Origin of the sequence: Xanthobacter nonsaccharivorans, from assembly GCF_043194755.2 — a bacterium.
In the GTDB taxonomy this organism is placed as follows: Bacteria; Pseudomonadota; Alphaproteobacteria; order Rhizobiales; family Xanthobacteraceae; genus Xanthobacter; species Xanthobacter autotrophicus_G.
Window position 1 is genome coordinate 2,961,634 of sequence record NZ_CM195526.1, and the last position, 13,104, is coordinate 2,974,737.

At 68.5% G+C, this 13,104-nt stretch carries 10 protein-coding genes; 9 read left to right on the top strand and 1 reads right to left on the bottom strand.

What is annotated here, in order from left to right; translation table 11 throughout:
• Positions 1 to 169 precede the first annotated feature (169 nt).
• From V5F59_RS13615 to V5F59_RS13640, 6 genes are all read left to right on the top strand, one after another.
• A complete protein-coding gene (locus V5F59_RS13615) occupies positions 170 to 1,273 on the top strand; it encodes a TRAP transporter substrate-binding protein (protein ID WP_393978614.1) in 1,104 nt (367 codons plus the stop codon).
• Positions 1,274 to 1,470: 197 nt separating this feature from the next.
• Positions 1,471 to 2,649 (top strand): DUF2865 domain-containing protein, encoded by a 1,179-nt coding sequence (locus V5F59_RS13620; protein WP_393978231.1) that lies wholly within the window; start codon positions 1,471 to 1,473, stop codon positions 2,647 to 2,649.
• A 348-nt stretch (positions 2,650 to 2,997) separates the two neighbouring features.
• Positions 2,998 to 4,203: an ABC transporter substrate-binding protein gene (locus V5F59_RS13625; protein ID WP_393978233.1), complete on the top strand. Its 1,206-nt coding sequence runs from the start codon at positions 2,998 to 3,000 to the stop codon at positions 4,201 to 4,203.
• A gap of 164 nt (positions 4,204 to 4,367) precedes the next feature.
• Positions 4,368 to 5,267 (top strand): branched-chain amino acid ABC transporter permease, encoded by a 900-nt coding sequence (locus V5F59_RS13630; RefSeq protein WP_393978234.1) that lies wholly within the window; start codon positions 4,368 to 4,370, stop codon positions 5,265 to 5,267.
• A 4-nt stretch (positions 5,268 to 5,271) separates the two neighbouring features.
• A complete protein-coding gene (locus tag V5F59_RS13635; protein ID WP_393978235.1) occupies positions 5,272 to 7,263 on the top strand; it encodes a branched-chain amino acid ABC transporter ATP-binding protein/permease in 1,992 nt (663 codons plus the stop codon).
• A gap of 10 nt (positions 7,264 to 7,273) precedes the next feature.
• Entirely contained in the window at positions 7,274 to 7,996 is a 723-nt protein-coding gene (locus tag V5F59_RS13640) for an ABC transporter ATP-binding protein (RefSeq protein WP_393978237.1), read from the top strand.
• A gap of 192 nt (positions 7,997 to 8,188) precedes the next feature.
• Here the strand turns inward: V5F59_RS13640 and V5F59_RS13645 are convergent, their stop codons facing one another.
• Positions 8,189 to 8,665, bottom strand: a complete 477-nt coding sequence (locus V5F59_RS13645; protein WP_393978239.1) for a J domain-containing protein — start codon at positions 8,663 to 8,665, stop codon at positions 8,189 to 8,191.
• A gap of 210 nt (positions 8,666 to 8,875) precedes the next feature.
• On the opposite strand from V5F59_RS13645, the gene V5F59_RS13650 reads away from it, so the two are divergent.
• From V5F59_RS13650 to V5F59_RS13660, 3 genes are all read left to right on the top strand, one after another.
• Positions 8,876 to 10,441 (top strand): ATP-binding protein, encoded by a 1,566-nt coding sequence (locus V5F59_RS13650; RefSeq protein ID WP_393978241.1) that lies wholly within the window; start codon positions 8,876 to 8,878, stop codon positions 10,439 to 10,441.
• Positions 10,442 to 10,546: 105 nt separating this feature from the next.
• The gene (locus tag V5F59_RS13655) at positions 10,547 to 12,124 is read left to right on the top strand and encodes an FAD-dependent monooxygenase (RefSeq protein WP_393978243.1); all 1,578 of its coding nucleotides are present in this window, start codon (positions 10,547 to 10,549) and stop codon (positions 12,122 to 12,124) included.
• A gap of 82 nt (positions 12,125 to 12,206) precedes the next feature.
• The gene (locus V5F59_RS13660; protein ID WP_393978616.1) at positions 12,207 to 13,094 is read left to right on the top strand and encodes an SMP-30/gluconolactonase/LRE family protein; all 888 of its coding nucleotides are present in this window, start codon (positions 12,207 to 12,209) and stop codon (positions 13,092 to 13,094) included.
• The last annotated feature ends 10 nt before the right edge of the window (positions 13,095 to 13,104 follow it).

Genomic DNA, 13,104 nt, shown 5'->3' on the forward strand with positions numbered 1-13,104 from the left:
CCGCGCAACAGGGGGCGGAGCTGACGGGCGGCCCCGCGGCCAGCGAAATCGTGACCTCGCAACCCGCTGAACGGCGGCGCGATCATTGACGCGCGCCCTGCACCGTGACACCCCTGTCGCCCCATCCCGCACGACCATAAGAACAGGCCCGAGGAGTTTGGTCATGGACATCAAGCGCCGCCATTTCATTGGCGCCTCCGCTTCCGCGCTCGCGACCGGCGCGCTGGCCTCCACCGCCGTCGCCCAGCCGGCCGTGGTCTCGTCCCAGCCCGAGGTGAAGTGGCGCCTGACGTCCTCCTTCCCGCGCTCGCTGGACACCATTTTCGGCACGGCGCAGATGTTCGCGCGCTACGTCGCCGAGGCGACCGACGGCCGCTTCCAGATCCAGACCTTCCAGGCGGGCGAGCTGGTGCCGGGCCTCCAGGCGCTCGATGCGGTGTCCAAGGGCTCGGTGGAGTGCGCGCAGACCGCCACCTATTTCTACACCGGCAAGGATCCGGCGCTCGCCTTCGGCACCGGCGTGCCGTTCGGCTTCAACTCGCGCCAGCAGCATTCCTGGTGGTTCTTCGGCGGCGGTGCTGAGATCATCAACGGCGTGCTGGCAAAGTACAACGTCACCTCCATGCCCATGGGCAATTCCGGCTGCCAGATGGGCGGCTTCTTCCGCAAGGAGCTGACCGGCGTCGAGGATCTGAAGGGCCTGAAGTTCCGCATCGGCGGCATCGGCGGGCAGGTGCTGGCGAAGCTCGGCGTGGTGCCGCAGCAGATCGCCCCCGGCGACGTCTACCCGGCGCTGGAGCGCGGCTCCATCGACGCGGCGGAGTTCGTCGGCCCCTATGACGACGAGAAGCTCGGCCTGGTGAAGGTGGCCAAGCACTATTACTACCCCGGCTGGTGGGAAGGCGGCGCCATGATGCACCTGATCGTGAACAACGATCAGTGGAACGCCTTGCCGAAGCACTATCAGGCCATCGTCCGCAACGCGTCGGAAGCGGCCAACAACTGGATGCTCGCCAAGTATGATGCGGTGAACCCGCCAGCCCTGCGTCGCCTGGTTGAGCAGGGCGTGCAGCTGCATCCGTTCCCCGTGTCCATCATGGAAGCGGGCCACAAGGCGGCCTTCGAGCTTTACAACGAGCTCGCCGCCACCAACCCCGCCTTCAAGCAGGCCCTCGATTCCATGAACGCGATCCGTGCCGATCAGCTCGTGTGGTGGCAGATCGCCGAATATGCGTATGACGGCTTCAACATCCGCTCCCGCGGCAAGAGCTGAGGGTCTCGCCCCACGCCGGCCGTCCCCGGCTGGCGTGGGGCCGCAAGCCACAGTTTCGTCACCATTGACCGGCGCTGTCGGGCTATACAGATCAACGTGACGGTGCCCGCGGGCGCGTCTGCGGCCCCGATCCGGTTCCGGAAAGGACACCAGGGACGGCCCGCCGCAACAGGTTCGAGCGAGCGAGAAGGTTGAGGATGGGTCTTACGCGACGGATGGGCGCCTCGTTCCGCGCCTCGGCACGCAAGGTCGCGGTCGCGGCCGTGGTGCTGGCGACGGGCGTCGGCGTGGTGACCGAGGCCTTTGCCCAGGGCGCGAGCTGCCAGCAGCTGGAAGCCTCGCTCCAGGCGCTCGACCGCAACACCAATGGCGCCGCCCAGCAGGCGCAATCCAACAAGATGCGCGCCGACCTCGACCGGCTCTCCGGCCAGGCCCGCAGCATGGGCTGCGATGCGCCGCGCGGCTTCCTCATCTTTCAGGGCCCGCCCCGCCCGCCGGAATGCGACCAGATCAGCGACCAGATCTCCCGCCTGCGCTCGTCCCTCGCCGGCATCGAGCGCGGTGGCGCGGACCAGAGCGGCCAGCGCCGGGCGCTGATCATCGCGCTTGCCCAGAACAATTGCGGGCCGCAATACACCGCAGCCGTCCAGGCCTCCCGCCGGGCCGAGCCGCAGCGGCCCCGCAACTTCTTCGACGCCATCTTCGGCACGCCGCAGAATGAGCCGGACGAGACCGCCCCGGACCTTGCCACCATCCCGCTCGACCAGCCGAAGCAATATTCGTCGCGCACCGTCTGCGTGCGCACCTGCGACGGCTATTTCTTCCCCATGGCGAACTCCACCAATTCCAGCCGCTACGCGCAGGACGACCAGCTGTGCAAGCGCCTGTGCCCGGGCTCGGACGCGCAGCTGTTCACCTACAGCGGCGACATCAAGTCGGCGGTGAGCGTGTCCGGCCAGTCCTACATGTCGCTGCCCAACGCCCTGCGCTATCGCAAGGAGCTTGTGCCGTCCTGCACCTGCAAGCCGGTCGGCCAGTCCTGGGCGCAGGCGCTCGCTGGAATCGAGGATGAGACCACCCTGAAGAAGGGGGACATTCTCGTGACCGAGCAGCAGGCCCGCGAGATGTCGGCACCCAAGTTCAACGATCCCGCCCAGGGTGGGAAGGGCAAAGGGCAGGCCGGCAAGTCGCAGCCCGGCGCCGCCGAAGCCGCCGCCGGCGGCCCGGTGACCGCCACCGCCGATGCCCCGCTCGCCCCGGCCTCGGAACAGCCCGGCCAGCGGCAGGTGCGCATCATCCCGCTGCCCCGCTCGCAGAATCGCCCCCCGGCCACTCCAGCCACCACTCCCGCGGCTGGACAGGGCACCGCGCAGTAGTCCGTCGCGCCTGACGCGTCATCGGGCGTGTCGTGAACATCTCCTGCCATCCTCCGCGAGGGGTGGCAGGTTGACGTGCACCACGGGTTGATCCGCACCCCGACATTTCCGTCGCCGCGACCTCATCACCATACCATAGAACCACATCATTGATCCGCCGCGCCTTTCCTTGCGCCGCGGCGCCCGTCCCACGTCTCCTGCTACCTTCCCCGGCACCCGGCTCATCCATAAGTCTTAAGTCGCGCTGGTGCGGAAACAGTGCATGCTCTAAACGTTTCAGCCTTGTTCGGCCATGGCGCCGGGCGGAAACGAAAAGCCAGAAAAACAGGCATCCCTAGGGAGTAGAACATGCGACTGAGCGGAATGTTTGCGGCGGTTGCCGCAACCATCGCCATGGCCGGCGTAGCCGTGGCTGCGGACCCCATCAAGATCGGCCTCAGCGGCCCCTTCACCGGCGGCTCCTCCTCCATGGGCGTGAGCATGCGCGACGGCGTGAAGCTCGCGGTCACCGAGATCAACAAGAACGGTGGCGTGCTGGGCCGTCAGCTGGTGCTCGTCGAGCGCGACGACGAGGCCAAGAATGAGGTGGGCGTGCAGATCGCCCAGGAGCTCATCAACAAGGAAGGCGTGGTCGCCACCCTCGGCTACATCAACACCGGCGTGGCCCTGGCCTCCCAGCGCTTCTACCAGGAAGCCGAGATCCCGGTGCTCAACAACGTGGCCACCGGCACCGTCATCTCCAAGCAGTTCCTGCCGCCGGAGAACAAGGCGAACTACGTCTTCCGCACCTCGGCCAACGACGTCATCCAGAGCTCGATGATTGCGGACGAGGCGGTGAAGCGGCAGGGCTTCAAGAAGCCGGCCATCCTCGCCGACAGCACCAATTACGGCCAGCTCGGCCGCGCCGACCTGGAAAAGGCGCTCGCCGGCCTCGGCGTGAAGCCCGTGGCCACCGAGAAGTTCAATATCGGCGACACCGACATGACCGCGCAGCTGCTGCGGGCCAAGGAGGCGGGCGCCGACGTGATCCTCACCTACGCCATCGGCCCCGAGCTGGCGCAGATTGCCAACGGCATGGCGAAGCTCGGCTGGAAGGTGCCCATGATCGGCTCCTGGACCCTGTCCATGGCGAGCTTCATCGACACCGCTGGCCCCAACGGCAACGGCGCGATGATGCCGCAGACCTTCATCCAGCTGCCCGACACCCCGAAGCGCAAGGCGTTCATCGAGGCCTACCAGGCCGCCTACAAGATCGATCGCATGCCCTCTCCGGTCTCGGCCGCGCAGGGCTATGACTCGGTGCTGCTGCTCGCCGCCGCCATCCAGCAGGCCGGCTCCACCGACGGCCGCAAGGTCCGCGAGGCGCTCGAGAACCTCAACACGAAGGTCGAGGGCGTCGTCACCGTCTACGACAAGCCCTTCTCCGCCACAGACCACGAGGCCATCACCGCCAACATCCCGGTGTTCGGCCTCGTCAAGGACGGCCGCGTCGTCGCCGCCCATCCCGAAGACATCGCCGGCGACAAGGCGATCCGGGTGAAGCCCAAGAACTGACGCCTCAGGCACTGACGCTTCAGGCACTGACGCGACACTCAGAACCAGACGTTGCCGGATCGGCGCCCAGGGCGCGCCGATCCGGCAACTGACGGGCGGCGTCCCTTTTCACAGCCCCGAATGGCTTCCCCGTGCGCGGCGCGGGGCATGGCCCGGAGACTGCCATGAACATCCTGTTGCAGCTCATCGTGAGCGGCATCGCCGTAGGGATGATCTACGGCGTGATTGCTTTCAGCTACCAGCTCACCTTTGCCACGTCCAAGACGCTGAACTTCGGCCAGGGCGAGGCGCTGATGCTCGGCGCGCTGGTGGGCCTGACCACGGTCAATTTCCTCATCGGCCAGGCGCTCGGCACCCTCTGGGCCTACCTGATCATGCTGCCCGTCGTATTCGCCTTCGGCCTCGCGCAGGGCGCGGTGGTGGAATGGCTGGGCGTCCGTCAGGCGGTGAAGGCGAAGTCGGAAGCCGGCTGGATCATGGCGACCATCGCCCTCGGCATCATCTTCCGCAATCTCGCCGAGAACATCTGGGGCCGCGACGCCCTGCGCTTTCCCTCACCGCTGCCGGAAGCCGCCCTCACCATCGGCCCGGTGCGCATCCAGCCCATGGAAATCGCCATCGTGCTCGGCGCGCTCGCCATCATGCTGGCGGTGGAGATCTTCAACCGCCGCTCCATCTTCGGCAAGGCGGTGGTCGCCACCGCCAATGATCGCGACGCGGCTGGCCTCATGGGCATCGACACCCGTCGCGTGATCACCTTCTCCTACGCCCTGTCCTCCATGACCGCGGCGTTCGCCGGCGTGCTGATCGCCCCGGTCACCCTCACCGGCGCCACCATGGGCGCGGTGCTGGGGCTCAAGGCCTTCGCGGTGGCCATCATCGGCGGCCTCTCGAGCGGCATGGGCGTGATCGTCGGCGGCCTCATCCTCGGCATCACCGAGACGCTCACGGGCTACTACATCTCCACCGGCTACAAGGACGTGCCGGGCCTGGTCCTCCTCCTCCTCGTGCTGTCGCTGAAGCCGTCGGGTCTCTTCGGCCGCGCCACGATCAAGAAGGTCTGAGCCCATGCTGGCGCGCCGTCTCCTCTCTTCCTCGGGGTCGCTCCTTGGCCTTGCCGTGCTCGTCGTGCTGCCGTTCGCGGTGACGAGCCCCTATTACCTGCACCTGCTCGTCACCATCGCCATCTTCTCGATCCTGCTGCTCGGGCTCGACGTGGTGTTCGGCTACACGGGCGAGGTGTCCATCGGCCATGCCGCCCTGTTCGGCATCGGCGCCTACACGGCCGGCGGCCTCGCCATGCACTTCGGCATCGGCTTCTGGCCGGCGCTGCCGCTGGCGGTGATCGTCGCCGCCCTGTTCGGTATCGTGCTGGCGCTGCCGGCGCTGCGGGTGACGGGGCCCTACCTCGCCATGGTGACGCTCGCCTTCGGCACCATCGTGCAGATCCTCATCAACGAGATGACGGACCTCACCAATGGCCCGCTCGGCATCAAGCTGACCACCCCGCTGTTCCTGGACCTCAGGTGGCTCGGCGACACCATCCCGCTCTTCGACATGTCGCTCAAGCGCATGAAGGAGGTGGAGTATTTCTACATCGCCGCCATCGCGCTGGTGCTCACCCTGGTGGTGATCAACCGCATCCTCGCCTCGCACCTCGGCCGGGCGTTCGAGGCGCTGCGCGACAGCCCCATCGCCTCCGACTGCATGGGGGTCAGCGTCTACAAGCACAAGGTGCTGGCATTCGTCGTCTCCGCCGGCTTCGCCGGGCTCGCGGGGGCCCTGTTCGCCTATTCTGAGCAATATATCGCGCCGAACAATTTCGGCTTCGAGCTCTCCGTGCAGTTCCTGCTGGCGGTGACGGTGGGCGGGCGCAAGTCCCGCCTCGGGCCCATCCTCGGCGCCGTGATCATCGTGTTCCTGCCGAACCTGCTCTCGGACATCGAGCTGTTCCGCTACATCGCCGGCACCATCGCGGTCATCGCCCTGATCGCCGGGGCGCGCAGCTTCTTCCAGCATCCCGAGGAGCGGCTGAAGACGGCGATCCCGGTGGGGCTTTGCATCGCCTTCTTCGTCTTCTCGCTGCTGCTTCAGAAGATCACGGACTACAAGCTCGCCGTGTTCGGCGTGATGATCCTGTTCGTGGTCTACTATCTGCCGGAAGGCATCGTCGGTTTCCTGAAGAAGACCGCGGCCCAGCTCTGGCCGAACCTTGTGAAGACCCATGCGGTGATCCACGCGGAGGCGGCGAGCATGCCCGTCACCTCCGCCCGCGAGCAGGCGGCCGGCGTGCTGCTGCATGTGGACGGGGTGGTGATGCAGTTCGGAGGCCTGAAGGCCCTCGACACCGTGAGCATCGAGGTGAAGCGCGGCACGATCCACGGCCTCATCGGCCCCAACGGATCGGGCAAGAGCACCATGATGAACGTGCTGACCGGCATCTACGTGCCGACGGCCGGCGCCATCCGCTTCAAGGGACAGGACATCGCCGGGCGCACCTCGTCCGACATCGCCGGCGAGGGCATCGCCCGCACCTTCCAGAACGTGCAGCTCTTCGCCGAGCTCACCCTCATCGAGAACGTGCTGGTGGGCCTCCACCATACGTACCAAGCCACCTTCGTCGAGGTGGCGCTGGGCCTGCCGCGCATCCGGCGGGAGGAGAAGGCGGCGCGCGAGCGGGCCATGAGCCTTCTCGACTTCGTCGGCCTCGCGGATCTTGCCAACGAGGAGGCGCGCAACCTGCCCTATGGCAAGCAGCGCCTCCTGGAGATCGCCCGCGCACTGGCGCTCGACCCTGAGCTGCTGCTGCTCGACGAGCCCGCCGCCGGCCTTACCGCGCCGGACATCAAGCACCTGGTGGAGATCATCCGGAAGGTGCGGGACGCGGGCGTCACCCTCGTGCTCATCGAGCATCACATGGATGTGGTCATGGGCCTGTGCGACACCGTGACCGTGCTCGACTTCGGCCAGAAGATCGCGGAAGGACGGCCGGCCGCGGTGCAGGCGGACAAGCGCGTGATCGAGGCCTATCTCGGCGGCGCTGCCGCCGCTGCGGAATGAGGAGGACGGGATGCTCGAAGTGAACGATCTCGTCGCCGGCTACGGCAAGGTGAAAGTGCTGCACGGCCTCTCCCTGAAGGTGGAGGAAGGCCAGCTCGTCACCCTCATCGGCTCCAACGGCGCCGGCAAGACCACGACGCTGCGCGCGGTATCCGGCATGATCGCCCCCGAATCCGGCTCCGTGCGGCTGGGCGGGGAGGACATCACCGGCCTGCCCTCCTTCAAGATCACCAAGAAGGGGCTCGCCCACTCGCCCGAGGGCCGGCGGGTGTTCCCGACGCAGACCGTGCTCGACAACCTGCTGCTGGGCGCCTTCCCACGGCTCACCGGCGCCCGCCCGCGGGGAGACGTGGAAGCGGACCTGGAGCGCATGTTCGCCCTGTTCCCACGCCTCGCGGAACGCCGGGCGCAGCTTGCGGGCACGCTCTCCGGCGGCGAGCAACAGATGCTGGCCATGGCCCGCGCGCTGATGCTTGATCCGCGCGTGCTGCTGCTGGACGAGCCCTCCATGGGCCTCGCCCCGCGCCTGGTGGCGGAGGTGTTCGCCACCATCGCCCGGCTCAAGGAGGCGAAGATCACCATGCTGCTCGTGGAGCAGTTCGCCGCCGCCGCCCTCGATGTGGCGGACTTCGGCTATGTGATGGAGAATGGCCGGCTCGCCGCCCATGGTCCCGCGGAGACGCTGAAGAACGATCCCGCCGTGCGCGCCGCCTATCTGGGCCACGCCCACTGACATTTGCGCCGGGCGGCTCGCCAGGGGCGCCCGGTCCGCTGCACCGGAACGCGAGGAAGGCCAACGCCGGTCGGCCGCTTTCGTTCGCATCCCCGCTTGTTTCCGGCTCAGCCCGTCGGCACCCCCCAAGCGTCCGATCCGGGGACAGGCGCCGGGCGCCCTCCCCAGCCACCGCGGCGACCATCCAGGACCTCAGGATGCGCCCTCGCACAGCTCCAGAAGCGCGTCACGCGCCTCGGCGATGCGGCGGTATTGCTCGCTGCTGCCGCCGGCATCGGGATGGGCCACCTTGGCGAGCTTGCGGAAGGCGTTGTTGATTTCGGAGGAGGTGAGCGTGCCGTCCATGGGCAGGTTGAGCGCCTCACGATGCTCCTTGTCGTCGTCGTCGAGCCCGGCCTGGAACAGGAAGGCCCGGCGCTTCCTCATGGCCTCGACGCGCAGCTCGACCTGGTCCTCCTGCCACCTGAGGCGCGACATGACGAGGCACTCGCCGAAGGAAATCCGCCCCTTCTCCTCCAGCTCGTCCATGCTGAAGGGGCCGACCACGCCATAAGGCGGGGCAAGGAAGCCGCTCCTTCCGCCGTCCGCCTCCTCGATCCTGCCGATGGTCACCATGTCGAGGATCCCGAGGGAGCCGTTCCAGATGACCCATTCCTCTGTGTCCGCCATGGCGCGCTTCCATGCCTCGGCCGGCGCCCTTCCCGCGCTTTTGTAGGAAAGGCTTCACGACCCGGGGGCCATCGGCCCGCCCATGCAGGTTCGGCGCCAAATGCACCGCCGGCACGGCGCCCCCGCGTGCGGCGCAGTTGAACCCGTGGCGCGAATCGATATGAGTCCCGCCATGATCTCCTGCCTCCCCTGCCCCGCTTCGGCGCCGCAATGACGACGCCCGCCAAGGTGTCCATCGACCTCGGCACCCGCACCGGCGGGAGCGCGGCCGTGCTGGACCTCGAGGAACTCCTGGCCACGCGCCTGCTGGTGCAGGGCAATTCCGGCTCGGGCAAGTCGCACCTGCTGCGCCGCCTGCTGGAGCAGAGCGCACCCTGGGTGCAGCAGGCGGTGATTGATCCGGAAGGCGATTTCGTCACGCTCGCCGACCGCTACGGGCATGTGGTGGTGGACGCCCAGCGCGGCGAGGCAGACCTCCAGCGCATCGCCGCGCGGGTGCGCCAGCATCGTGTGTCGGTGGTGCTCAACCTCGAAGGGCTGGACAGCGAACAGCAGATGCGCGCGGCCGCCGCCTTCCTCGGCGGCCTGTTCGATGCCGACCGGGATGTCTGGTACCCCATCCTGGTGGTGGTGGACGAGGCCCAGCTATTCGCCCCTGCCGCGGCAGGCGAAGTGTCGGACGAGGCGCGCAAGGTGTCGCTCGGCGCCATGACCAACCTCATGTGCCGGGGCCGGAAGCGCGGTCTCGCCGGGGTCATCGCCACCCAGCGCCTCGCCAAGCTCGCCAAGAACGTGGCGGCGGAGGCCTCCAACTTCCTGATGGGCCGCACCTTCCTCGACATCGACATGGCCCGCGCCGCTGACCTGCTCGGCATGGAGCGGCGGCAGGCGGAAATGTTCCGGGATCTGGAGAGCGGCAATTTCGTCGCCCTCGGCCCGGCGCTGGCGCGGCGCCCCCTGCCGGTGCGCATCGGCCCGGTGGAGACCTCCGCCCGCTCCACCAGCCCCAAGCTGTTGCCGCTGCCCGGGCCCGCCGCCGCCGAGGACGCCCACGACTTGATCTTCACGCCCGGCGCGGACGAGGGAAAGCTCTTCGTGCCCCGTCGCCTGCCGGCGGTGGCGCCGACAGCTGACGTGCTGGCCCAGCTGGCCCGCGGCACGCCGCCCGCCCTACCCTCCATCACCGAGCCCCCGCCCGGCTTTTCGCCGAGCCCGGCGCCGGCTCCCGTGCCCAGCCTCTCGCCCGAGCAGCGGCAGGCCGCCATCGACGCGGCGCTGCGCGAGATCCTCGCCGAGAGCGACGCCGGCTTCCGCACCATCGCCGTGCTGTACCAGGACTTCCTGGTCCGCTGCCGCATCCGCCGCGTGGGCGGCGAGACGCTGAGTCTGGCCGCCTTCCGCCGTCGGCTGGCGGTGGCCCATGCGGGCATCGACATTGCCGAGGCCGAGGCGGAGGACTCGCCCTGGGCCGAGGTGCTGACCATGGCCGGCGCCCTGCCGGAGGACATGCAGGGCGTGTTCCTCTCCCTTGCCCGCGCCGCGTTCGACCATCGCCCCTGCCCGTCCGACGCGGAGGTGGCGCGCGCCTATGGCAGCCGCTCGCCCGGCCGCGCGCGGCGGCTGCTCGCCTACATGGAGGAGCGGCAGGTGATCGTCTGCCGGCTGGACGGCCGCGGCCGGCGCATCGTCGCCATCCCGGGTCTGGCCTGGGAGACCGAACCCGGCGATCCCAACGCCACCAGCGCGCCCCAGTCGGAGCCGACGCCCGCCGACTGAGGTCTCCCCCGCTCCCCCTCCGTGACCCTCATACCCGCGTGGCGAACCCCTTGAGGTCGCTTCGCTTATGGGCATGATGGGGCGCTTTCGGAGGGAGGGGTTGCCTTGGTATCTGCTGTGACTGTCCTGGTGGTGGGGGCCGGCCCCACCGGCCTCCTGCTCGCCGCGGAGCTGCAACGCCGTGGCGTGGGCTGCCTCCTGATCGACGCGCACGACAAGCCGCTGGCCTGGGACCGGGCGACGGTGGTGCATCCAAGATCCATCGAGGTCTTCGAATCCCTTGGCATCGCCGAGCCGCTGCTCGCGGCCGGGGTGAAGCAGCGGCGGGCCCGCATCCATTCCAACGGGAACCTCCTGGGTGACATCGACCTGTCCCTGTGCCGAAGCCGCTACCCCTTCAACCTGGGGGTCTCGGAGGAGGTCACGGAGGCGATCCTGACCGACTATCTCACCCGGCTCGGCGGCGCGGTCACGCGCGCCACCCGGCTCGTCGACCTCGCCGAACGCGAGGACGGGGTTCTGGCAACCGTGGAACAGGATGGGACGCAGACCCACATTCTCGCCCAGTGGGTGGTCGGTTGCGACGGCCACCGCAGCACCGTGCGCACGCTGGCGGGTATCGGCCAGGACGGACACGACATCGAGGAGCCCTGGGCCGTGTTCGACGCCGCGGTGCGCGCATGGCCCCATTCCTTCGAGGCCAATTACGCCTATCTCGACGATCTGCCGGTCATCCTCACGGCCTTGCCGGAGGAGCGCTGGCGCATCTATCTGCGGCCGAGCTCGGAGACCTCCGACCTCGTTGCGGATGCCGCAGGCACGCTGGAGCGCTACCTGCCCGGCGTCCAGTTCGAGGCGGTGGCCAATCCCACGCGCTTCCACTGCCATTCGAAGGTGGCGCAGAAGTTCCGCGCCGGTCGCCTGCTGCTGGCGGGCGATGCCGCCCACACCTGCAGTCCTGCGCAGGGGCATGGCATGAACACCGGTCTGCAGGATGCCTTCAACCTCGCCTGGAAGCTCGCGCTCGTCTGCCAGGGGCAGGCGGCCGACGACCTTCTCGACAGCTATGAGGCGGAGCGCCGCCCCGTGGCCCAGAAGGTGGCGGCTTCCGGCGACATGGCCGAAAGCGTGCAACTGGTGAAGGATCCGGACGAGCGCCGGGCACGGGATGCGGAAATTCGCGCGGTATTCGCCGACCCCGCCACGCGTCACCTGGAGGCGGTGGCCGAGGCGGAGTTCGATATCGATTATGGCAGCTCCCCCGTCGTCATGGGGCACCCCAGCGAGCGGCTCGGGCCGGGGCAGCGCCTGCCCGACCGGCTCGAAGTGCAATCCGCTGACGGTGGCGCCCTCTACCTTCATGAGCTGGCCCAACGCCAGGGCCACACGGCTTTGCTCATCGCCGGGGCCTCGACCTGCAAGGAGGCGCTTGCGGGCCTCCACGGCGCCGTCGAGTCGGGCGCGGACCTTCCTGTGCTCGAAGCCGCCTTCGCCCTCACCGCCCACCCCGAGGGCGCCGACGGGCATGGCCGGATCGCGCCAGCGGCGGCCGACCGGCTGGGCGTCGGCGAAATGACGCTTTTCGTCGTCCGCCCCGACGGGCACGTGGGCCTGCGCGCGGACGCCGGCCACCTGGAGGCCCTCGCCGCCTATGGCGCGCTCCTCGCGGGGCAGACGTCGTGACGCCGCGGGGAACACGCCGCCCGACGCGTGGACGGCGGACGTGAACGGCTTCGAGATCCTCGACCAGCGCTTCCAGAAGCTGATGCTTGGCACGGCGATGCTGGAGCAGTTATGGACCGGCGCGCGATGGCTGGAGGGCCCGGCCTATTTCCCCGCCGGACGGTTCCTCTTGTTCTCCGACATCCCCAACGACCGGCTCCTGCGCTACGACGAGACCGACGGCGGCGTCTCCGTGTTCCGTGCGCCGTCGGCGAACAGCAATGGCAATACCGTGGATCTGGAGGGCCGGCTCGTGACCTGCGAGCATCGGGCGCGGCGCATCAGCCGCACCGAGCACGACGGCAGCATCAGCGTCCTCGCGACCCATTTCGAGGGCCGGCGCCTCAACTCGCCCAACGACATCGTGGTGAAGTCGGATGGGACCATCTGGTTCAGCGATCCTACCTATGGGATCGACACGGACTATGAGGGCGATGCTGCGCCGTCCGAGATCGGGGCGCAGAACGTCTATCGCCTCGATCCCCGCACCGGCGCCCTCGATGCGGTGGTGACGGACCTTTTGCAACCCAACGGGCTCGCCTTCTCACCGGATGAGCGTACGCTTTATGTCAGCGACACCGGAGTGAGCCATGCGCCGGGCCATCCGCGCGTGATCATGGCCTATGACGTCGAGCCGGATGGCACCGTGGCCGCGCCACGCGTGTTCGCAGCCCTGGAGGATGGGCTCTTCGACGGCTTCCGTTGCGACACATCTGGCAATGTGTGGACCTCGGCCTTTCGCGCCGTCGAGTGCCACGCGCCCGATGGCACGCGCCTCGGCCGCCTGCCCTTACCGGAGCGCGTTTCCAACCTGTGCTTCGGCGGACCGAAGCGGAACCGGCTGTTCATCACCGCACAGGCCTCGCTCTATGCGATCTATGTGAATGCGCAGGGCGCCCTTCGCCCCGCAGCCACGCCAGGGTGGCGCTGAGCCGCATGTC